Here is a 20,697-nt window from a genome sequence, read left to right as displayed (position 1 = left end):
GGACCCTCTATAGCGCTCACTTGGGCCAATGCACCCCGAGCTGTTCGCCATAACCCGTCTGACGCTGGAAATCGTCTACCCGTGCCTTCACCTTGTTCAATTCGCCACTGCCCGCAGCCCAGGCGGCATAGCGCAACGCCTGGCAATCTGCATGGCCTGGTAGTGCCGCAATCGCCCCGCCCACCTGATTTCCGCCTTGCAGCACCATCTCTTTGAAACGGGATTCATAGTCAAACATGCTGGAGAGCAGCCGACCCCAGCGCTGGCGAGCAGGGTCACTCCCCTCCGAACTCTGACGCCAGCGGGGCAACAATACAGTGGCATGAGTCGTTACCGTTACCCGTTTGAGCTGGCAACGCCCCGGCAACTGGTCGGTTTCCAGCTGCCAGTCCACCTGATAACTCGCCTTGCCGAGCACAGGCTTGCCATTCACCTTGGGGGCACTCTGAGCAATGGCGCGTGCCAGTTGATCTGGCTGGGCAGCACTTACCTCATAAAAACGGACATTGATGCGGGACTCTGGCACCACTTGCGGCCGGCTCGGCTGAGCCTGACTCATCAGGGGCAACAGCAATAGCACGCTCCCCACTACTCCATAAACCTTGCTGACCATGCCAGACTACCTTCCTTGATTGCACGGGCGGAGTACCAACCTTGGTGAAACCCACCGCCACACAGATGACGGGTATAGCCTATGTGTGACCAAGAGGCGGCGCAATACAATGATGAGCCCAGAAATCAGAGCAAGCTCACAGGTTGCGTGAGCAAAGTATGGCACAAGGATGAAACTGTATTTTTATTGAGCAGGACGACTGATGCGCTGCCAGTCGAGGTGATAGTTTTTCACATTGATGTCATGACCATCTATCTGAATGAAATGATCATTTTTAAGACGGTTGGCAAAAAAGTCCTGATCTGCCCCCTCATTGAGCCACAGCTCGCAAAGTCCCCGTTTTCCCTCTTTGGCATAAAATCTCGGGGTGACCAGCAACGCGACCCCATCTACCCGGATGGCATGACGGGCCAGGCAGTTTGCTTCGGTGGTTTTGGATGCCAGCGCGGCAAAACGGGGTCTGTTCCCCTCGGCAACCACCAGTACGCCGTAAGAGTGAGGAGCCATGAGACGCCGCATGGCGACCGCCTGATGAGGACCGGTTTGATGAAAACCGTCATTGGTTACCGCAAACACGCAAGTAGGTGAAAATAGCATCGCGAGCAGGAAAAGAGAGCGTTTAATGCCTGAAAAATCACCAATCACCATATAAAAGCCTCAAAAGACAACCAAGGCTGGCAAGGGTAGGTAGCCAAACCCGCTGGGTAAAGTACCTTTACCTTTTTTTAATTCTGTTCATGGGGTTAAACGTTGATTTAGCTCACACAACATCCTGTTTCCAGTCGCCACTCTACCCCTATCGGAATAGACTCCTTCCACTCTCATCCAATCAGAAGGCAACATATGCTGGAACTCATTGTTGGCACCCTGGTCACCCTGGTGGTGGGCCGTGCCATTTTCAAAGGATACTCCGCAACCGGGGTGCTGCTGAGCGGCGGCTTGCTGCTGCTGGTCATCACCGCCATGATGGGCAAGCCGGTATTGCCGAGCAAGGTGGTCAGCACCGGTTATCTCGCAACCGATATCTTCGAATACGTCCGCTTCCTGCTCAATGATCGTGGCGGTGGACTGGGGATGCTGATCATGGTGCTCTGTGGCTTCGCCGGCTACATGAGCCATATCGGCGCCAACACCATTCTGGTCAAGCTGGCCAGCAAACCGCTCGGCATCATCAAATCCCCCTATATCCTGCTGGTGGCTGCCTATCTGGTGGCCTGCGCCATGTCGCTGGCGGTGAGCTCCGCTACCGGCCTCGGCGTGCTGCTGATGGCCACCCTGTTCCCGCTGATGGTCAACATGGGGATCTCCCGTGGCGCGGCTGCGGCCGTGTGCGCCTCGCCAGCCGCTATCATTCTGGCACCGACCTCAGGGGACGTGGTGATGGCTGCTCAGGCCGCCAACATGCCGCTGCTGGATTTTGCCTTCAAGCTGACCCTGCCCATCTCGCTGGTGGCGATCGCCTGCATGGCGGTGACCCACTTCTTATGGCAGCGCTACCTTGATCAAAAATCCGGTGAGCACAACGAGCCGGTCGCCCCGGGTGATCTGGTGACGACTGCGCCTGCCTTTTACGCCATCCTGCCTTTTACCCCCATCATCGGAGTGCTGGTGTTTGACGGCAAATGGGGTCCGCAGCTGGATATCGTCACCATCATCGTCATGTGCATGGTGCTGGCCAGCCTGCTGGAGCTGGTGCGGATCCGCAATGGCAAGGAGCTGCTGGACGGTCTGCAGGTCTGCTGGCGCAACATGGCTGATGCCTTTGCCGGTGTGGTCATGCTGCTGGTCGGTGCCGGTGTCTTCGCCCAGGGTCTGATGACCGTCGGCTTTATCGACACCCTGCTGGCTCACGCGCAGGATCTCGGTTCGGGTGGTCTGATCATGATGCTGTCACTGGTGGTGATCACCACCCTGGCCGCCTTCACCACCGGCTCGGGCAATGCTCCCTTCTACGCCTTCGTGGAGTTGATCCCCAACCTGGCCAGCAGCCTTGGCATCAACCCGGCCTATCTGGTGATCCCAATGCTGCAAGCCTCCAACCTGGGTCGCACCATTTCTCCGGTCTCCGGGGTGGTGGTCGCCTGTGCGGGGATGGGCAAGCTCTCGCCGTTCGAGGTGGTCAAGCGCACCAGTATGCCGGTCGCCGTCGGCCTGCTGGTGGTGATCGTCGCCACCCAGATCATGGTACCCGCCTGATCGCTGACCAGCCCGGCACCCTGCCGGGCTGGTATCCTCCCCCCCCTTTGCAGTAGACTCGGTGCTCATTTTCCCCCTAAGGAGGACCGAGATGAGTATTACGGTTCAACTTGCCCATTTCAGTGATTGCCACTCCCACTTCGATGGCGCGCCCATGAGCTTCTCCCCTGTCGGTGAAGGCCAGTGGCGCACCCAGTGCGGCGGTTATGCCCGGATCCTGACCCGACTGACCCAACTGCGTGCCAAAGCCGCAGCAGCCGGCCAGCGTTTTCTATTTCTGCACGGTGGCGACTCCTTTCAGGGTTCGCTCTATTTCAACCGCTTCAAAGGGCGCGCCAACGCCGACCTGCTCGCCATGCTGGCCCCCGATGCCATGGTACTTGGCAACCACGAGTTCGATCTGGGCAACGGCCCGCTGGTGGAGTTCTTGCGCCAGCTCGATTTTCCGGTGCTGGCCGCCAATCTGGACAACAGTCAGGAGCCAGCCGACACGCCGCTGGGGCTGTGGGATATTCCCCACCTCTACGACGCCCATCAGCCCTGGCATCGCCGGGTGATCGACGGGGTTCCCTTTGCACTGCTCGGCATCACCCTTGCCCAGATGGCTGCCATCGCCAACCCGGATCCCCACACCCGTTTCCACGCGGTCGCCGACACCCTCACCAGGGTGTTGCAGGAGATCAAGCGCGAAGGGATCCAGCATATCGTGCTGCTGAGCCACCTCGGGCTGGATCAGGACAAGCTGCTGGCCGAACGCTTCCCCGAGCTCAGTCTCATCATCGGCGGCCACACCCACAGCCTGCTCGGCGATCTCGCGCCGCTGGGTCTGCCAAGCGAAGGCAGTTATCCGCTGATGAACAACGGGGTGGCTATTTTGCATGCTGGCCACAGCGCCCTCTGCCTCGGTGTCTGCGAGCTCACCTTCGATGAGGCGGGCCGCGTCGTGCAGAGTCAGGGTCAGCTGGAGTGGCTCCCCTGGCAGCCCTGGCCGTACGCCTCCACGCCACCTGTCGGGCTCACCTTCTGTGAGCCGGACCCACAGCTTGAACAACATCTGGCCAAACGCTACCGGCCGGAGATTGAAACCATGAGCCAGCGCATCGTCACCCGACTGGCGGCGCCACTTCCCCATCAACGGCTGCCGGATGCCACCCAGCCCCACGGCAGCCAGCTCGCCCCGCTGGTGGCCCGCGCCATGCTGACCGCCGCCCGTGAACAGGTAGGCGAGGTGGACTTTGCCCTGCACAATGCTGGCGGCGTGCGCTGCTCGCTGGAGCCGGGCCCCCTGAGCGAAGCGGATATCGCCGGTCGCCTGCTGCCGTTTGCCATTCCCCTCACTCTCTATCGGGTGCACGGTCACGAGTTGGCGGAGGCGCTGGAGAATGCCATCGACAACGCCACCAACAACGGCGTGGTCGGCAATGGCAACGGCAGCTTCCCCTACACCGCAGGGGTGCGATTCACCTATCAGGCCGATCGGCCCAAGGGCCAGCGCATCACCCGACTGGAGTGGGAAGCCGCCCCCGGCCAGTGGCAAGCGGTCAATGCCGCACAGGTCTATCGCGGGGTGTCGAGCGCCTATACCGCCTCCGGCAAGGAGGGTTACACCGCACTGGCGCGCACCCTGACCCAGCACAATCAGGAGCTCGGCATCACCCTGGCCGACGCTTTTATCCGCTGGGCCCGTCACCTGCCGACACTGGAAGCGCAGCCCCCCCTGCTTGAGTACATCCATTGATGCAGAGGGGGAATGGCTGGCTTCGCCACATCCCCCTGACGGCCAATATTGCCGCAGCCAGCGCCCGGTTCCCTGCAAGAACCGGGCTTTTTCGAGAATATTTGCCCCACACGGGCCTGCCCCATTGCATCGCACTCACTAGCTCGGCAAGATAGGCCCGCTTTCAAGACTAGCTGCAGGAACAGGCGACTTCATGAATCACTCCATCCGTTTCACTCCCCCTCGCGTCAACCCGGGTATCAAGCCAGCCATTGTGCTGCTGACCGCCTTGCTGGCGCTGCTCTTCTGTCTGCGCAACCCGCTCTTCCACGCCATGGCGCCGGGGTTTGATGCCTCGCTGTTCGCGGTGATGGGCAAGATGTGGAGCGAAGGGGGGGTGCTCTATCGCGACATGATCGACATCAAGGGGCCGATGATCTTCGCTCTCGACGCACTGGGCTATCGAATGGGGGGATTTGTCGGGATCTGGACACTGGAGTGGGTGCTCTGCTGGCTCGGATTGCTGGCCAGCTGGCAGGCCTTTGCCCAGCTCGGACTCTCGTTCAAGGCGCGCCTTGGCGCCATGCTGGCGGTGCTGGCTCTCTACGGCACCCGTTACTACTACGGCAACATGACTGAGGACTGGACCTTCCACCTCGCCCTCATCGCCCAGTGGGCCTTCATCACCCTGCTGCTGGACAAGGGATTTCGCTGGTGGCCGGCGCTGGTGGCGGCCCTCACCTTCGCCATCGTCGCCTGGATGCGCACCAACAACGGCGCCTTCTGGGGAGCCTGGTATCTGGTGCTGTTCTGCCACTGGTGTCTGCATGAGAAGTGGCGTGATGCCATCTTGCTGCTCATCTCCAGCCTGCTGGGGCTGGCGCTGATTGGCGGCCCGCTTTACGCCTACTTCCAGCAGCATGATCTGCTGGCGGCCTTCAAATACTACGCCTTCGACATTTTCTTCGAAGGGAGCTACGGCAATGGCTTCTCCCCCATGGTGGGCGCCGTCGGCCTGCTGCGCACCGGCCTTGTGATGCTGCTGCCCGCCTTTATCATTCTGATGCTGAGCCGCCGTCAGGAGTGGTATCTGCCCGCCCTGCTGGCAACCCTGTTTGGGGTGCTGTTTACCCTGATCGCCAACTCGGTCTCCGGCCATGTGTTCGATCACTACGACGTGCTCTATCTGCAACTGGCAGTGCTGCCGCTGGCGGTATTGCTGGATCGCAGCGAACAGCAGGCAGATGCCATCGGGCTGCTCTGCATCTCGCTGGTGGTGCTCACCGCCAGCTGGCTGCTGGCCCAGCAGCTCGGTTTTGGCTGGAGCACCAAGGAGTGGTCCCTCGAGCGGGTCAACGAGGTGCTCGGCACCAGCCTGCTGTGGGCGCTGCCGGTGCTGATCCTCATCCCCCTCTGGCGAGCCTGGGATGTGCGCAGTGCCACCCCCTGGCTGGCGACGCTGGCCATGCTGCTGCTGATGATCAACAACGCCTGGGAAGGGACCCTCAAGGGTCGCCCCTTCAATCCGGCGGCGCAGGTACGGGTCGATCGCATCAAGGCCGAGACAGTCCCGAGCGACAAGATCTGGGTCGATGGCATCCAGCCGCAATATTATCTCTGGACCGATCGCCAGCCAGCGTCCGCCTATCTCTTCTTTGCCAACGTCAATCCGCCCTATGACGTGCGCGAGCGGGTGCTGGCCGATATCCAGCGCCAGAATCCGAAGTTCATCCTCGCCAAGCCGGATCGGGTGAGCGAGGAGCTGAAAAAGCCGAGCTCCCCTTCCCATCTCGCCTTTTATCAATACCTGACCAGCCACTACGAAGAGGTGGATCCGGGTCTCTATCGCCGACGCTGATCGTCAATACGCCCCGCAGGGCGGCCATTGTTGCAATGGCCGCCCTTTTTCTTGCGCCAGAGCCCCTTGCAGCAGCGGCCCGCAGTAGGCAAGCCCGCCCGAGATAACTACAATGACGCTCTTTTTGATGTAACGAGTGACACCATGGCGGAACTGACTTATCTGGGCGGCTATCCCGACCCCCTCAAGGCACAGGTACAGCAGATGATTGCGGCGGGCAAGTTGGGGGAGATGCTGGCCAAACGCTATCCGGAAAGCCACCAGATCCAGAGCGACAAGGCGCTGCTCGCCTACACCATGGAGCTGAAGAACCGCTACCTCAAGAGCTCGGCGCCCCTGTCAAAGGTGGTGTTCGATGGCAAGATCAACGTGATCAAGGATGCCCTCGGCCTGCACACCTACGTCAGCCGGGTGCAGGGCAGCAAGCTCAAGGCCAAGAACGAGATCCGCATCGCCGCCCTGTTCAAGGAGGCACCGCCCCCGTTCCTGAAAATGATCGTGGTGCACGAGCTGGCCCATATCAAAGAGAAAGATCACAACAAGAGCTTCTATCAGCTCTGCCAGCACATGGAGCCCGACTATCATCAACTGGAGTTTGATCTCAGGCTCTGGCTCACCTGGCGCGATATCGACAAGGCCAACCGCTAGGCTGACACCCGTTTCAGGGAGGAAACATGTCATTTGCCGCCACCCGCTTTATTGCCACTTTGGTAATGACCAGCTTGGGCCGCGCAGCCCATCCCCGCTGCGCGTCACGCGGGCTGCTGGCCCTGCTGCTTCTGCTCGCGGGACACAGCGCCCGGGCCGATGAGCGCTGGCAGAGCGACAGCTATCTCACCGAGAGCTTTATGGCCATCGCCATGGAGCGGGAGTATGGCGAAGCCAGGCAGACCCATTTTGCCCGCTGGCAACAGCCGATCCGGCTGCAGCTTGTCAACGAGTCGGGCGACAAACCCCTGCAGGCCGATGTGGTGAAGGTACAGGCGGCCCATCTGGCTCGCATCACCGGCCACCCCATCAGCATGGTGACCGCAAAGCCCAACCTTACCCTGATCATGACCGACTACAGCAAGATGAAGAGCTGGGCCAACCGCACCATGGGGGGCGATCCGTCGGTCGGGATGGCACTCAAGGAGGGACTCTGCCTGGCCAACTTTGCAACCAATGCAAAACACGAGATCAGCCGTGCCACCATCATCATTCCGGTAGACTACAGCCGGGCCAAGGGGCGCTTTCTCGACTGCGTGGTGGAGGAGTTCACCCAGGTGATGGGGCTACCCAACGACTCGGACAAGGTGTTTCCCTCCATCTTCAATGACAACAGCATCGACAGTTTCCTGACCGGCCTCGACTATGTGCTGCTCAAGCTAGCGTATCACCCAGCCCTCAAGGCCGGGATGAGCAGCGATGAGGTACGCGCAGCCCTGCCGCTCGCAATCAAGGATCTGCGCGCCAAAGGGGAGATCCGCGAAGCCAATCGCCGGGTGCAGCAGCAGAGTCTGAAAAGCTGGGCGGAGTTGTAACGGGCATGGCTCAACCCAGAGTCAGACAAGCCACTGCGACTCACCACCAACAAAAAACGCAGCCACCTAGCTGCGTTTTTTGTTGTCCGAGGATCAACGGTGCGTTATCGGGCATGCACGTTTATACGCCGCCCATGTATCCAACGCCCGTGTTATCCACTGACCGAGCGGGATCAGGATGCGACATTCTCTTCCGGCATCCAGCTCTCGGCGTTCTCCCACACCTCCTGCACCATGGCTTCGGCCAGCTCTTTGTCTTCCTTGCTGGCACGGCTGACGGTCAGAGCCATGGCACTGCCCGGCGCGACCCGCACATGGATGTCGGGGAATTTTTCGCCAAGCTGCTTGAGCAGCTCCTGACGCAGCGCCTCCATGGTCGAGGTCGGGATCTGATGTTTTCTGTCGATGATGATTTCAAGACGCATAGGAAACTTCTCCATGATTTATAACTGTATTTTTATACAGTATTCATGGGAAGTAAAGTGCCATCTTGCACCAATCAGAAAAGATCCAGCTGCTGACCACAGATCCGGTCGAACGACTCGCCGATAAAGGGCAGAATGGCATCGGCAATGGGCCGCAACTGCTTGTCTATGTAGTGTTCGTAATCGATGGCGCTGCGCCGGTACTCCAGCGGTTCGGGGCCATTGAGGGTCATCAGATAGGCGATGGAGCCCCGATGCTGATAACGCAGGGGCAAACCGCGACGCAGGTTCTCCTCATCGGCCAGCCGCGCCGCCCGCACATGGGGTGGCACGTTCTTCTGATACTCCTCGAGCTTCTGGCGCAGCCGTTTGCGGTAGATGAGCAGATCGTCGTGACGACCGGCGCGAGTCTCATCCACCATGGTGCGCACATAGCCGCTGGGATCTTCATCGTGAAACACCAGCTCATAGAGGCGGGTCTGGAATTGCTTGGCCAGCATGGTCCAGTCGGTGCGCACCGATTCGAGCCCCTTGAACACCAGCTGTTCACTCCCTTCACTGGCCTTGCCAACCAGCCCCGCATAGCGCTTCTTGCTGCCCTTCTCCAGCCCGCGGATGGTGGGCATCAGGAAGCGGCGATAGTGGGTCTCGTACTGGATCTCCAGATAGCTCGGCAGGTTGAACTCGCACCTGATCAGTGCAGCCCAGTTATCGTTGATCATTTGCGCCAGTCGCTGGCCGATCTCGTCCGCCTCATCGGGGCTGGTCTCGCGCCCCAGATGGACAAAGGTGGAATCGGTGTCACCATAGATCACCTCGAACCCCTTCGCCTCAATCCACTCGCGGGTCTGCTGCATGATGCTGTGGCCACGCAGGGTAATGGACGAGGCTAGGCGCGGATCATAGAAACGGCAGCCCCCCGACCCCAGCACCCCGTAGAAGGAGTTCATGATGATCTTGATGGCCTGGGAGAGTGCCTTGTTGCTGGCAGCCTTGGCCCGATCCCGCGCCGCCCAGAGGGTAGCGATGAGACCCGGCAAGAAGTGGCGCTCGCGGGAGAACATGGCGCCGCGAAAGCCCGGAATGGCGTGCTCGGGATGCTGCAGCCCCTCGATGAGCCCCATGGGGTCGATGCAGAAGGTGCGGATGATGCTGGGATAGAGGCTCTTGAAATCGAGCACCAGCACATGACGATAGAGACCGGGTTTGGAGTCCATCACATAGCCGCCGGGGCTCGCCAGCCCACCGTCGGCTGGCAAATTGGGGGCCACGTAGCCGCCACGATGCAGCCGCGGCAGATAGAGGTTGGTAAAGGCCGCCACCGAGCCCCCCACCCTGTCCAGCTCAAGGCCGGTGAGGGAGGCGCGTTCAATGGCAAAAGGGATGAGGTGGCAGAAATCGAAGATTTCCCACACCAGCTTGCAATCTTCCAGGTTGTAGCGGGCCAGCGCCTCCTTGTCGGAGTGGAACAGTTCGGTGATCTTCTCCCCCCGATTGGCCACGTCCTCGATATCCTTGCCACGGCCAAGCAGTTCGCTCGCCACCGCATCCAGGCTGTAGCTAGCAAACTGCCAGGTAGCGCTTTTCAGGGTATCGATGCCGTCGAGCACCATGCGCCCGGGAATGATGACGTTGCCAGTCTGGGGATCGCCCCGTGACGAGCGCCAGAAACAGAGCTCGCGCCCCCGCCCGAGCCGCAGCCGCCGCTTGTTAAGCTCGGCGCGGCGTAGCAGCAGGCGAAAATCAAAATTAACCACGTTCCAGCCAATCACCAGATCGGGGTCATGCAGGCTGAACCAGCTCTCCAGCGCACTCAGCAGGGCGCTCTCGTCCTCTACCCACTGGACCTGGGTGCCCCAGCTCTCGGCATCCGCTCCCGAGGTACCGATCATGATGACCCGCGCATCCTGCTCGCTGTAAAGACCGACCGAGAAGAGGGCCCCGTCCATGGCGCACTCCACATCCAGTGACACCCAGGAGAGGGTTGGCGTCACCGCCTGCGGCGCGCAGCGCGCCTCGTTCACCTCCCAGTAGCCCTGCTTGCCCCCCTTTTTTACCGCCCGGCCATCAAAGCGCACGCCAGCTGTGATGAAACGCTCCATCAGAAACCGCTCCGGCAGCCGGATATCCGCCTCGAAGTGCTCAAGTCCGCGAATAAGCAACAGCTCGATGGCGCGGTGAAAGGCGCTCAGGGTGGCGAAATAGCAGCCCACCACCGGGCGACCGTCGAAGGTGTGCATCGGCAGGCGGCGAAACCGCCCGCTCACCCCGGCCCCCTTGAACAGCTCGGCGGCTTCTGCCATATGGCTCTGCGGCAAAAAGAACACCGGCTCCTGCCCCGGCACCACCACCCGTACCGGCCCCTGCGCGCTCCAGAGCCACATCACGATTTCGGTGGTTGCAGGCAGCCCGTTGCGGCCGCGCACGTCCCGACCGTGGCGGGTCAGGATAAAACCGTCGAGGGGCGGAGTGGCGGGTACAGTGGGCTGGGTTGCAGTCATGAAGCGTAAAGGGGCTGTCCGAGAATGGGACTATTGTACGTTCATACAGTGCCTGCTCGCAATCATCACGCTGGCTGCGAGGCGGGAGTCAAACTGGTAAGCTCGATCCGGTCGTTATTCCCGCCCATCCCGTTCTGACCACTCTTCGCCGACAAAAGGAGTCTATGTGGCAATCTATTCCCTGCTGGATCAGCTGGCTATCCCCTACCAGCGTATTGATCATCCCCCAGTGTTTACCTGTGAGGAGGCGAGCAAGTTGCTGCCCGACCTGCCCGCAGCCAAGACCAAGAACCTCTTTTTGCGCGATCCGAAAAGCGAGCAGCTGTTTCTGGTGGTGAGTCCGGAGGAGCGCCGGGTCGATCTCAAGGCGCTGGCAGCCATGCTCGGCGTCAAGCGGCTGAGCTTTGGCTCCCCGGAGCGGCTCGATGCGGTGCTCGGCCTCACCCCGGGATCGGTGACCCTGCTCGCCATAGTGCGCGACAGGGAAAAAGCGGTAGAGCTGGTGGTGGACGAGGCCATCTGGCAAGCCGAGCAGATGCAGTGCCATCCGCTGGTCAACACCGCTACTCTGATCATCCGCCTCGACGACGTGCGCCGTCTACTGACCCATCTGGACAGGGAGGCCATCGTAATGCGCTTGCCTGCTGCAACCTGCGATTAGCACAACAGCTGGCGGTTGGGTTCACCCTGCCGCCAACACAACCACCTCTCACGCAGCGAAATTGACTGACAAGACAATAAAATGGCTCCTTGTGCGCTGATAAATCGAGTCAGCAATTGCCATCGTGCAAGAAGTCGGAGGTGAGCACATTCGGCCATTTAACCAATTGATAATAGGCTGGATTCATGTTGTGATCGGCCACTGCCAGCGGGCGATACCCCATCGCCTGTTCGTTCACAGGTGACTTCCCAGAGAGCCCCTTGATGCCAAGTCTGTTTTCCTCGGCCCAGTTGTTGAGTCTGGTGCTGTTCGTCACGCTGTCACATGTGGGGGTCGCCACCATTTTCGCCGCCATGTGGCACACCCATCGCCAGATCAGGGCATTGATCTACTGGTCAGCGGGGGAACTGGTTATCGCGGGGGCTTTTTGCTGCCTGCTGCTGCGCCCCCTTGAGGGAAATGCATCCCTTGCCAATATTCTCTGCACCAACCTGCTGTTGATGTCGACCACCCTGCTCTATGAACGGGGGATGCGCCACTTCTTTCGCCGTGAAGCCGACCAACTGGGCTGGCTGCTGCCCACCGTTACCCTCGGCGGTTTCGTCCTGTTTGCCCTGACCGCCCTGCAGCAACCCCTCTTTGATGTGCATAGCCGGATCATCGTACTCTCCGGCGTGCTCTCGCTGCAGATTGCGCTGCTTATCTGGCAGCTCTGGCGCTACCAGCGGCTGGCCCCCGTCTATCGGGTGCTGCGCTTTGCCATTCTGCTGCTCGGCCTGCAACTGCTGTTGCAACTACTGCGGATCGCCAAACACCTCTGGCAACCGGAGCTGGCGGCCAACTCCTTCACCGACCCGCTGCTCGGGCCTGTGATCCTGCTCAGCCTGCTCTTTACCATCGCCCGCAGTTATCTGCTGCTGAGCCTGGTCCACACTCGCCAGCAGCAAGCCTTGCTGGCCACCCAGCGCAAGCTGGAGCGGCGCGCCAATCAGGATGAGCTGACCGGCCTGTTCAGCCGCCACTATTTCGAACGCCAGGTTGCCCTGCGTGCCCGCGAGGTGAGGAGCCCCAGCCAGCTACTGCTGATCGATCTGGATAACTTCAAACAGATCAACGACCGCCACGGCCACCCCGCCGGTGATGCCATGCTGCGGGCCGTGGGTCGGGTGATCACCAATACCCTGCCTTCTGAGGGCATGGCCGGTCGGCTTGGCGGCGATGAGCTGGCCCTGCTGCTGATGGCGGACCCGCAGACCCTGCCCGACTACTGCCACAGCCTGCAACAGCAGATCGCCGAGGCGACCCGGGAGCTGGCCGGTGGCCCCATCAGCCTCAGCATCGGCCTCACCTCGCTGCACCCTGACAAGGGGTTTGAAGCTGCCTACCTGCGCGCGGATCGGGCCCTTTACGCCGCCAAACAGGCTGGAAGGCAACGGGCCTGCGTACAGGAGCTCCACCACAACGAGCCGCAACCGCTGCCGCCCTGCGCGCTCCTGTCATGAGCGCAGTGCTCGCTCTGCAGTGCCGACCGGCCAGGCTGGCAGATGCTCCGGCTTACTATCGCTATGTCACCGAATGCGCCGAGGACGGACAGCCGCTCTATCAGGTGGCGCAATTTGACCCGAACGGCTGGTTACAGAGCCTGCTGGACCACGCCGAAGGGCGCAACTTGCCCAGTGGATACCTGCCGACCACCACCTATTTTGCCCTCGATGGCGAGGAGATCATCGCCACCCTGCGCCTGCGTCACGGTGACAATGAGGCAACCCGCCAGTGGCTGGGTCATATCGGTTACGAAACTCGCCCCTCTCGCCGTGGCGAAGGGGCCGCGACCGTGCTGCTGCGCTGGGTACAACAACAGGTGCTGGCGGCGCCGGTGCTGATCTGCTGTGACCAAGACAATCTGGCCTCCCGCAAGGTCATTACAGCAGCCGGTGGCGTGTGGCTGGGACGGCGCTTCCATCCGGGGGATCGCAACTGGCTGGAGATGTATCAACTAGCCCCCTGCCCCAGCCGACCATAGCCGCTGCAGTAATAAAAAGAGCGCCCCGAAGGCGCTCTTTTTGCGAACGTGGCAAGACCGTTAGTAGCTGTCTTCCTGCTCCGCCTTCATCCGGGCCTGACGGGCATAGGCCTCCTCCTCGGCGCTCTCGATCTCCTGCAGCACCGAATCGAGATCGATGGCGGCGCGGCTCTCTTCAAAGTGACCGGTCAGCTCGCTATCGGGGGTGAGTTTGCCATCTTCAAACAGCGCCCACATCTCCTGGGCATAACGGGTCTTGAGCAGCTCGGGGGCATACATGCCGTAGTAGTTGCGCATATTGTTGACGTCGCGCTCCAGCATCGCCTTGGCCTGGTTGTTGGCGGCGGCATCCACCACCTGGGGCAGGTCGATGATGACGGGGCCTTGTTCATCCACCAGCACATTGAATTCGGAGAGATCGCCGTGGATAAGACCGGCGCAGAGCATCCGCACCACGTAACGGATCACCTTGGCATGGTCGATGACCGCCTGCTCGGGGGTAAGCGCCACATCGTTGAGGCGCGGCGCGACATTGCCATCCTCATCGGTGATAAGTTCCATCAAGAGGACTCCATCGAGGCAGACATAGGGCTGCGGCACCCGCACACCGGCCGCCGCCAGCTTGAACAGGGCGTCGACCTCGGTGTTCTGCCACACCTCTTCATGCTGTTTGCGGCCGTACTTGGAGCCCTTCTCCATAGCGCGAGCGCTGCGGCTGTTACGCACCTTGCGCCCCTCCTGATAGACCACGGCCTGCTTGAAGCTGCGCTTGGACGCCTCTTTATATACTTTGGCGCAGCGGATCTCGTCGCCGCAGCGCACCACATAGACGTCGGCCTCTTTGCCGCTCATCAACCGGCTGACGACCTCATCGACCAGGCCGTCATCAACCAGAGGTTGGATTCGATTTGGAATTTTCATGGCCGCCCTTTTACCCTATTTCCGCTCTCGAAGATAGCTCCGCGCACGCTCACCTGCCTCTCCCTTTCATAAGACACCCTGTTATCCCCTGTTTGCGCTGTTTTTGTCCACCCGTTCGCCTTAAAAACCACCATCAGTAGACCAAATACGAAAGGCGCCTGTGCCAACAAAAATGGCCCGCAAGCGGGCCAATTTTCAAGGTTCAGGCGGCAAGCCCTGACGAATACGCTGGATCCCCGCTTCATAGAGGCCGTCATCCCCCTCCTGATGCTCCAGGGTTTCGAAGATCTTGAGAAACCACATGTACTGCTCGGGATGGCGCGCCACCTGCATCTCCACCACCCGGTTCATGGCATTGACGTCTGCCAGCAGATCGGCGGTGGGATAAGGGTCAAACGGCGGCTCGATCTCCAGCAGATATCGTCCCTCATCCTCGTCATAGCTGGCGAAGATGGGCACCGCTCTGGCACCGGTCAGTTTCACCAGCTTGGGCAAGGCTGGCAGGGTTGCCTTGGGGCGGCCAAAGAAGGGAACAAACACGCTCGCCTCGCGGCCGTGATCCTGATCCGGTAGATAGAAGAAACTGGCACCGGCGCGGATCGACTTGATCGCAGGCTTGATCCCGGCGCTGCGCTCATAGACCTTGCCTCCTTTGGCCCGCTCGCGGTTGATGTACCAGTCGAACACCTCATCTTTCGGGCTCTTCATCATGGTGCACATCTCGATGCCCATCATGGAGAAGTAGCGGCCAATCATGTCGACCGCCCAGGTGTGAGGCACCACCAGAATCACCGGGCAGCCCGCAGCCTGCTCCGCTTGCACATGCTCCCAGCCGGTGACCTTGATGCGGCGGGTCAGCCGCGCCTTGCTGCGCCAGCTGAGCTCGCCAAAGCCCATAAAGGTCTTGAGCCCGACCCGGATCGATTTGAGCAGCAGCGCCTGACGTGCTGCGGCATCCAGCTCGGGAAAGCAGATCTTGAGGTTGGTATCGGCGATATAGGCCTGCTTTTTCGAAAAACGCAGCAGGGTCGGTGAGACCAGATCGGCAAAGCGATCCCGCAACCTCGCAGGAGTAAATGCCAGCAGGGAGAGCAGGCCCAGTGCGAACCAGCTGCCCCACCATTTGGGATGCAGCAGGCGGCTATGAAATGAGGTATCAAATACCGGATCTAACGCAGACATGGCGACCATCAAGTCATCAAAAACAAGCGGTTATTGTAATTATCCTGACATTTTTTTCTACCCTGGGGAGGCTGGCCATCAGCCTGCAAGGCACAGATCAGACTAGTTATCATAAAAAATGGCCCACCTGGGGCCATTTCAATCAATCTTAATTCAGGGTCAGCCGTGGGGCGACAATCCCTTGCGGATCCGCTGGATCCCCGCCTCGTAGAGGCCATCCGGCCCCTCCTGATCTTCACGGGTATCGAAGATCTTGAGGAACCACATGTACTGGCCCGGATGGCGCGTCAGCTGCTGTTGCACCATATCGTTCATCCGACAGGTATCGGCCATCACATCCTCGGTGGGATAGTTGTCAAACGGGGCATCTATCTCAAGCCGGTAACAGTGGTTCGCTTCGTCATAGCAGGCGAGCAGCGGCACCGCCTTGGCGCCGCTGACCTGAACCAGACGGGGCAAGGCTGGCAGGGTCGCCTTGGGGTGGCCGAAGAAGGGAGCAAAGATGCTCTTCTCGCGACCGTGATCCTGATCCGGCAGGTAGAAGAAGCTGCGACCACTCTTGATGGTTCTGATCACCGCCTTGATCCCGGCGCTGCGCTCGTAAACGCGGCAACCGTTTTTGGCCCGTGCACGGTTGAGGTGCCAGTCAAACACCGGATTGCGTGCCCGTTTCATCATGGTGCACATGGGCACCCCGCGCTGGGTGAAGCAGTAACCGGCGGCATCCACCGGCCAGGTATGGGGCACCACCAGGATCACCGGACGACCGGCAGCCCGCTCCGCCTCGATATGCTCCCAACCGATCACCTGCATCCGGCTCATCAGATAACGCTGACTGCGCATGGTGAACTCGCCAAATCCCAACAGACTCTTGAGGCCGACCCGGATCGAGGTCAGTGCAATGGCATCCCGCTCTTCCGGGCTCTTGTCCGGAAAGCAGATCTCCAGATTGGTTCTGGCGATATAGATCTGTTTTTTCGAGATACGAAACACCAGCGGTGCCAAGGCTTCGGCCAAACGGTCGCGCAATCGCACCGGCACAAAGGCCAGCAGCATCAGCACACCGAGCGCCAGCCAGCTGAACCAGTAGCGGGGATGCAGAAAACGGGCTTCAAAAGAGGAGTCAAATACGGGATCTTGGGACGACATGTATCGGGGTCGAGCGAAAAAGTGGTGCTGCATTGTAGTCGTCCTGACAGGTAATACCAGTTAAATCCATGTCAAATAGCCCGCCACTGGCGCCACATCAAAAAACCATAAAAAAATGCCCCGCACTGCGGGGCATTTTGCTCGTTACACAACCAGGGTGGAGGCTCTTTGTCCATCCATCGTATGACTGGTCGTTTATCCCGTCGCTCTCGGAGCGCACTGCTTATCCATTTCCCGTTGTCACATCATCAAGGTTTATCGGTGAGCCCCTTGGCGAGCCATGCCGTTATTCATTTCGGTATTACGCTGCGGCAGAAAAAACATCAGGTAACGCAGTGCCACATACCCGACGATCACGGTAGCCACCCCCAGCTCGAAGTGAGCCAGCAGTCTGATCTGCTCGACGTAGTGACTCCCTTGCGCAAACCCTTCCACCAGATGAGCCACTTTGAACAGAGCGGTGGCACCGATCACCAGCGGGAAGGTGAAGGCGGCATAACCCGGCGAGAAGGGCAGACGCAGCAGTTTGATGAAGGCCAGATAGATGATGCCGGTCATCAGGATGGCGATCCCCAACAGCACGGCCACCAGCAGCAGTGACGGCTCCTGACTGACAGTCAGGTAACCGGCCAGAGAGAGGCTGGCAGGGGCAGCCAGAATGGCAATGGTCGGTTTGGCGGCATCCGGCACTTCATGGCTGAAGATCAGGCGGTAGAGCATCAGCGGCAGCATCAAGCCGTAGCAGATGATCCCGAACCAGAGCAGACCGTTGGCCAGCGGGGCAAACTGACCACCCGGGAAGGCGACGTCAGCCACGATGATCCCCACCGGCGGCACGAACCAGCTCGGCACCATGTGGTGGATTTCAAACTCTTTGGCGCGATGCCAGATAAAGGTGGCCAGGAACAGCAGATGAACCGCCACGGCAAACAGCCAGAGGGCCTCGCCCGCTTGCGGCGCAATCATACCGAGCGCTTTGGAGACCACCATGGTGCCCATGGCATAGGTCGGTACCACACTGCCCACCACGGGGTGAGCGAGATCCAGCAACAGCAGGCGGGGGTGAAGCAGAAACTTGAAGGTCAGGATCACTAGCAGCACGGCCGCAATGGCAGCACCCAGCAGTTGCATCCGGCCATCGAAGTGACCGGCATTTTCCCAACACCAACCAAGGCTGGCGATGCCCAGCGCCAGACCCGCCATGGGGGTTGGGGCGGCAGCCAGTGATTTACGGGTTCTTGCGATCATGATGACACCTTTCTATTGATGACGATGGCGATAGGATAATGGTCCCTTATCGTTTACGATATCTAAATGAATTAAATCAATCATTCAGGAAAACCAAACACGATGAAACTGACCCTGCAGCAGCTGAAAGTGTTCGCCACCATTGCCCGTTATGGAAACCTTGGCCTTGCCGCCAACGAGCTCTGCCTGAGCAAGGGGGCCGTCTCCCAGTCGCTACAGGAGCTGGAGCGCCAGCTCTCCACCCCGTTGTTTGACCGCATTCACCCCAGATTGCAGCTCAACAACGAGGGGCGCCTGCTGCAACCGGCCGCCGAAGAGCTGCTGACACGGATGCAAGATATCGAGAACCTGTTCAGCCCCGATGCCGAGCCGAGCGGCCAACTGCGCCTTGGTGCCAGCCAGACCATCGGCAACTACCTGCTCCCCACCCTGCTCGCCAGCAGCAAACAGGAGCTGGGGCTCCCCCCCAAGGTGACCATCAACAACACTCACCTGCTCTGCCATGCGTTGGCCAACTTCGAGCTTGATTTGGCACTGATCGAGGGGGAGAACCACCACCCCGACCTGCTCGCCGAACCCTGGCTGCAGGACGAGATGCTGGTGGTGGCCCCACCCGGTCACCCGCTTGCCAACAAGAAGGAGCTCTCCCTCTCCCGTCTGGGGGGCGAAACCTGGGTATTGCGTGAAGCACAATCGGGCAGCCGCGAGCAATTTATCCAGCAGATCCAGCCCGAGTTGCCCCGCTGGCAACCAGGGCTTGAACTCAACACCCTGGAGGCGGTGATGCTGGCGGTGGAGAAGGGGCTTGGCATCTCCTTTATCTCCCGGCTGGCAGCCTCGGATCGCCTGGCAGATGGGCGGCTGATCGCCCTGCCCCTCTCCCGTCGCTTCCCGCGCCAGCTCTCCCTTATCTGGCACAAGCAGAAGTACCACTCCACCTCCCTGCGCCACTTTATCCACTTCTGCCGGGCTCAGGTGAACAATGCCGAAGTGAGCCGCGCAGAGTAACGCCCGATCGGAGCGCCGCTGGCTGGTCCGCCCACCAATAACGGAAAAAGCAGAGAGGGAGCCACGGCTCCCTCTCTTTGATCCGCTTCTGAGTATCACTTCGCCAGACTGCGCAACCAGCTGATCTCCTCGCCCCAAATAGACTCGTCTATGGTCTCGAGGATCAGCGGAATGCGATCGAAGCGCTCATCATTCATGATGTGGTGGAATACCGCCTCTCCCAGATTGCCCTCCCGCAAGCTGTGGTGGCGATCGACCCGGCTGCCGAAGGTGCACTTGGCGCCGTTGATATGCATCCCCTTGAGATAATGAAAACCCACCGTGCGATCGAACTCGGCAAAGACGGCAGCGCAGCTCTCTGCAGTGCGCAGATCGTAGCCGGCGGCAAAGGCGTGGCAGGTATCGAAACAGATCCCGACCCGGCTCTTGTCCTCCACTCCCTCGATGATGGTGGCTAGGTGCTCGAACGACCAGCCGAGGTTGGTCCCCTGGCCGGCGGTATTCTCGATTACCGCCGTCACCCCTTCACTGCGCTCCAGCGCCCAGTTGATGGACTCGCTCACCAGCTTGAGGCTGGCCGCCTCTGGGATCTGCTTGAGATGGCTACCGGGGTGGAAGTTCAGATAGCAAAGCCCCAGCTGCTCGCAGCGCTTCATCTCGTCGAGAAACGCATCGCGGGATTTGGCCAGACCATCGGGATCCGGGTGGCCCAGATTGATGAGGTAACTGTCGTGGGGCAAGATCTGCTCCGGCAGAAAACCGGCCTTGTCACAGGCCGCCTTGAAGGCACGAATGGTGGCATCCGACAAGGGGGCCGCCTGCCACTGACGTTGATTCTTGGTAAAGAGGGCAAACGCGTTGGCCCCGATGGCCTGGGCGCGGGCGATGGTATTCTCCACCCCGCCGGCCGCACTGACGTGGGCTCCGATATATTTCATACAATCTCCTCAATACGGCAAGCCGCCATTATGCCGCTCCCGCCCGGCCACGCCAAACCGGGATATCCGATAGCGGGTATCGACAAATAGTGCCGCCTATACAAGGCGCTGCGTTTCATGGCGTAATCGGCCTTCGCTGTGGCAACCTCTCAGTTAGAGCCCGCCCGCGCCAGCATGGCGCCCATAAAAAAACGCAGCGTATCGCCTGAGCAATAACACTGCGTCTTTGGGTCTCTCGGCCGTCCCCCTTGCCGTGACCCGAATGGCCAGCGACAAGGGAGCAAGAATGCGCGGGGAGAGTCGCCTTAGAAGGGCATCTTGAAGCCTGGCGGCAGTTGCATGCCACCGGTCAGCTCGCCCATCTTGGCCTTGTTCTGCTCTTCCACACGGCGCACGGCATCGTTGCAAGCGGCGGCAACCAGATCTTCCAGCAGCTCCTTGTCATCTTCCATCAGGGAGGGGTCGATCTCGATGCGACGGACGCTGTGACTACCGGTCATGGTGACCTTGACCATGCCTGCACCGGCTTCACCGGTCACTTCCATCTGAGCCAGCTGCTCCTGCGCCTTCTGCATACGCTCTTGCATCTGTTGGGCCTGTTTCATCAGGTTCCCCATTCCACCTTTACCAAACATATGTCGTCTCTCGTCTTGAAATCCGGCATCCAGCGCCGGGCTGTGGGCTTGTCTGTCCTAGATGGGGACAGCCAAACTGCTTTTCAACCGGAAGCAAGC

19 protein-coding genes are annotated in these 20,697 nt (G+C 60.3%); 9 read left to right on the top strand and 10 right to left on the bottom strand.

Annotated features, from left to right (window positions below; all coding sequences use genetic code 11):
- Positions 1–16: 16 nt before the first annotated feature.
- Both I6L44_RS05470 and I6L44_RS05465 read right to left on the bottom strand, forming a co-directional pair.
- The gene (locus tag I6L44_RS05470) at positions 17–613 is read right to left on the bottom strand and encodes a DUF922 domain-containing protein (RefSeq protein WP_216953506.1); all 597 of its coding nucleotides are present in this window, start codon (positions 611–613) and stop codon (positions 17–19) included.
- Between the two features lie 183 nt (positions 614–796).
- Positions 797–1,261: a hypothetical protein gene (locus I6L44_RS05465; protein ID WP_216953505.1), complete on the bottom strand. Its 465-nt coding sequence runs from the start codon at positions 1,259–1,261 to the stop codon at positions 797–799.
- A gap of 195 nt (positions 1,262–1,456) precedes the next feature.
- Here I6L44_RS05465 and dcuC point away from each other — a divergent pair, with 195 nt between their 5' ends.
- The 5 genes from dcuC to I6L44_RS05440 all read left to right on the top strand — a co-directional run bounded on the left by dcuC (position 1,457) and on the right by I6L44_RS05440 (position 7,907).
- On the top strand, positions 1,457–2,809 hold the full coding sequence (gene dcuC, locus I6L44_RS05460) for an anaerobic C4-dicarboxylate transporter DcuC (protein ID WP_216953504.1): 1,353 nt from the start codon (positions 1,457–1,459) through the stop codon (positions 2,807–2,809).
- A 91-nt stretch (positions 2,810–2,900) separates the two neighbouring features.
- Positions 2,901–4,547 (top strand): bifunctional UDP-sugar hydrolase/5'-nucleotidase, encoded by a 1,647-nt coding sequence (locus I6L44_RS05455; protein WP_216953503.1) that lies wholly within the window; start codon positions 2,901–2,903, stop codon positions 4,545–4,547.
- 193 nt (positions 4,548–4,740) lie between these two features.
- Positions 4,741–6,384: a hypothetical protein gene (locus I6L44_RS05450; protein ID WP_216953502.1), complete on the top strand. Its 1,644-nt coding sequence runs from the start codon at positions 4,741–4,743 to the stop codon at positions 6,382–6,384.
- A 144-nt stretch (positions 6,385–6,528) separates the two neighbouring features.
- Positions 6,529–7,032: a M48 family metallopeptidase gene (locus I6L44_RS05445; protein ID WP_216953501.1), complete on the top strand. Its 504-nt coding sequence runs from the start codon at positions 6,529–6,531 to the stop codon at positions 7,030–7,032.
- Positions 7,033–7,058: 26 nt separating this feature from the next.
- Entirely contained in the window at positions 7,059–7,907 is an 849-nt protein-coding gene (locus tag I6L44_RS05440; RefSeq protein WP_216953500.1) for a DUF2927 domain-containing protein, read from the top strand.
- Between the two features lie 173 nt (positions 7,908–8,080).
- Here I6L44_RS05440 and I6L44_RS05435 read toward each other — a convergent pair whose 3' ends face one another.
- Both I6L44_RS05435 and I6L44_RS05430 read right to left on the bottom strand, forming a co-directional pair.
- Positions 8,081–8,332 (bottom strand): DinI family protein, encoded by a 252-nt coding sequence (locus I6L44_RS05435; RefSeq protein ID WP_005333426.1) that lies wholly within the window; start codon positions 8,330–8,332, stop codon positions 8,081–8,083.
- A gap of 74 nt (positions 8,333–8,406) precedes the next feature.
- On the bottom strand, positions 8,407–10,833 hold the full coding sequence (locus I6L44_RS05430; protein WP_216953499.1) for a DNA polymerase II: 2,427 nt from the start codon (positions 10,831–10,833) through the stop codon (positions 8,407–8,409).
- 166 nt (positions 10,834–10,999) lie between these two features.
- Here I6L44_RS05430 and I6L44_RS05425 point away from each other — a divergent pair, with 166 nt between their 5' ends.
- The 3 genes from I6L44_RS05425 (at position 11,000) to I6L44_RS05415 (ending at position 13,517) form a co-directional block, all read left to right on the top strand.
- The gene (locus I6L44_RS05425; protein ID WP_216953498.1) at positions 11,000–11,494 is read left to right on the top strand and encodes a prolyl-tRNA synthetase associated domain-containing protein; all 495 of its coding nucleotides are present in this window, start codon (positions 11,000–11,002) and stop codon (positions 11,492–11,494) included.
- Positions 11,495–11,757: 263 nt separating this feature from the next.
- Complete coding sequence (locus I6L44_RS05420; RefSeq protein WP_216953497.1) at positions 11,758–12,996, top strand: GGDEF domain-containing protein; 1,239 nt, start codon at positions 11,758–11,760, stop codon at positions 12,994–12,996.
- Positions 12,993–13,517, top strand: coding sequence for a GNAT family N-acetyltransferase (locus I6L44_RS05415; RefSeq protein ID WP_216953496.1), 525 nt, complete (start codon positions 12,993–12,995; stop codon positions 13,515–13,517). Before I6L44_RS05420 ends, I6L44_RS05415 begins: the two co-directional genes overlap by 4 nt.
- A 60-nt stretch (positions 13,518–13,577) precedes the next feature.
- On the opposite strand, the gene I6L44_RS05410 is transcribed toward I6L44_RS05415, so the two are convergent.
- The 4 genes from I6L44_RS05410 to I6L44_RS05395 all read right to left on the bottom strand — a co-directional run bounded on the left by I6L44_RS05410 (position 13,578) and on the right by I6L44_RS05395 (position 18,017).
- Complete coding sequence (locus tag I6L44_RS05410; protein WP_021231339.1) at positions 13,578–14,438, bottom strand: PA4780 family RIO1-like protein kinase; 861 nt, start codon at positions 14,436–14,438, stop codon at positions 13,578–13,580.
- Between the two features lie 195 nt (positions 14,439–14,633).
- A complete protein-coding gene (locus I6L44_RS05405; protein WP_216953495.1) occupies positions 14,634–15,629 on the bottom strand; it encodes a lauroyl-Kdo(2)-lipid IV(A) myristoyltransferase in 996 nt (331 codons plus the stop codon).
- 150 nt (positions 15,630–15,779) lie between these two features.
- Positions 15,780–16,769, bottom strand: coding sequence for a lauroyl-Kdo(2)-lipid IV(A) myristoyltransferase (gene lpxM / locus I6L44_RS05400; protein ID WP_216953494.1), 990 nt, complete (start codon positions 16,767–16,769; stop codon positions 15,780–15,782).
- 255 nt (positions 16,770–17,024) lie between these two features.
- A complete protein-coding gene (locus I6L44_RS05395; RefSeq protein ID WP_158112510.1) occupies positions 17,025–18,017 on the bottom strand; it encodes a TDT family transporter in 993 nt (330 codons plus the stop codon).
- Positions 18,018–18,119: 102 nt separating this feature from the next.
- Here I6L44_RS05395 and I6L44_RS05390 point away from each other — a divergent pair, with 102 nt between their 5' ends.
- Positions 18,120–19,025: a LysR substrate-binding domain-containing protein gene (locus tag I6L44_RS05390; protein ID WP_216953493.1), complete on the top strand. Its 906-nt coding sequence runs from the start codon at positions 18,120–18,122 to the stop codon at positions 19,023–19,025.
- Positions 19,026–19,120: 95 nt separating this feature from the next.
- Here the strand turns inward: I6L44_RS05390 and nfo are convergent, their stop codons facing one another.
- Complete coding sequence (nfo, locus tag I6L44_RS05385; RefSeq protein WP_005352396.1) at positions 19,121–19,963, bottom strand: deoxyribonuclease IV; 843 nt, start codon at positions 19,961–19,963, stop codon at positions 19,121–19,123.
- Positions 19,964–20,268: 305 nt separating this feature from the next.
- A complete protein-coding gene (locus I6L44_RS05380) occupies positions 20,269–20,598 on the bottom strand; it encodes a YbaB/EbfC family nucleoid-associated protein (RefSeq protein ID WP_005333445.1) in 330 nt (109 codons plus the stop codon).
- Between the last annotated feature and the right edge of the window lie 99 nt (positions 20,599–20,697).

Source organism: Aeromonas sp. FDAARGOS 1414 (assembly GCF_019047065.1).
Taxonomy (GTDB): Bacteria; Pseudomonadota; Gammaproteobacteria; order Enterobacterales; family Aeromonadaceae; genus Aeromonas; species Aeromonas veronii_A.
Note: the sequence above shows the minus strand (reverse complement) of the source record. Positions and strands in the feature narration are given on the sequence as shown.

Excerpts from the sequence above, each read along its gene's own strand:
- I6L44_RS05465 (WP_216953505.1), bottom strand. The coding sequence starts at position 1,261 with ATGGTGATTGGTGATTTTTCAGGCATTAAACGCTCTCTTTTCCTGCTC.
- lpxM (WP_216953494.1), bottom strand. The coding sequence starts at position 16,769 with ATGTCGTCCCAAGATCCCGTATTTGACTCCTCTTTTGAAGCCCGTTTT.
- I6L44_RS05440 (WP_216953500.1), top strand. The coding sequence starts at position 7,059 with ATGTCATTTGCCGCCACCCGCTTTATTGCCACTTTGGTAATGACCAGC.
- I6L44_RS05405 (WP_216953495.1), bottom strand. The coding sequence starts at position 15,629 with ATGGTCGCCATGTCTGCGTTAGATCCGGTATTTGATACCTCATTTCAT.
- nfo (WP_005352396.1), bottom strand. The coding sequence starts at position 19,963 with ATGAAATATATCGGAGCCCACGTCAGTGCGGCCGGCGGGGTGGAGAAT.
- I6L44_RS05455 (WP_216953503.1), top strand. The coding sequence starts at position 2,901 with ATGAGTATTACGGTTCAACTTGCCCATTTCAGTGATTGCCACTCCCAC.
- I6L44_RS05445 (WP_216953501.1), top strand. The coding sequence starts at position 6,529 with ATGGCGGAACTGACTTATCTGGGCGGCTATCCCGACCCCCTCAAGGCA.
- I6L44_RS05450 (WP_216953502.1), top strand. The coding sequence starts at position 4,741 with ATGAATCACTCCATCCGTTTCACTCCCCCTCGCGTCAACCCGGGTATC.
- I6L44_RS05380 (WP_005333445.1), bottom strand. The coding sequence starts at position 20,598 with ATGTTTGGTAAAGGTGGAATGGGGAACCTGATGAAACAGGCCCAACAG.
- I6L44_RS05430 (WP_216953499.1), bottom strand. The coding sequence starts at position 10,833 with ATGACTGCAACCCAGCCCACTGTACCCGCCACTCCGCCCCTCGACGGT.
- I6L44_RS05415 (WP_216953496.1), top strand. The coding sequence starts at position 12,993 with ATGAGCGCAGTGCTCGCTCTGCAGTGCCGACCGGCCAGGCTGGCAGAT.
- dcuC (WP_216953504.1), top strand. The coding sequence starts at position 1,457 with ATGCTGGAACTCATTGTTGGCACCCTGGTCACCCTGGTGGTGGGCCGT.
- I6L44_RS05395 (WP_158112510.1), bottom strand. The coding sequence starts at position 18,017 with ATGATCGCAAGAACCCGTAAATCACTGGCTGCCGCCCCAACCCCCATG.
- I6L44_RS05420 (WP_216953497.1), top strand. The coding sequence starts at position 11,758 with ATGCCAAGTCTGTTTTCCTCGGCCCAGTTGTTGAGTCTGGTGCTGTTC.
- I6L44_RS05390 (WP_216953493.1), top strand. The coding sequence starts at position 18,120 with ATGAAACTGACCCTGCAGCAGCTGAAAGTGTTCGCCACCATTGCCCGT.
- I6L44_RS05470 (WP_216953506.1), bottom strand. The coding sequence starts at position 613 with ATGGTCAGCAAGGTTTATGGAGTAGTGGGGAGCGTGCTATTGCTGTTG.
- I6L44_RS05410 (WP_021231339.1), bottom strand. The coding sequence starts at position 14,438 with ATGAAAATTCCAAATCGAATCCAACCTCTGGTTGATGACGGCCTGGTC.
- I6L44_RS05435 (WP_005333426.1), bottom strand. The coding sequence starts at position 8,332 with ATGCGTCTTGAAATCATCATCGACAGAAAACATCAGATCCCGACCTCG.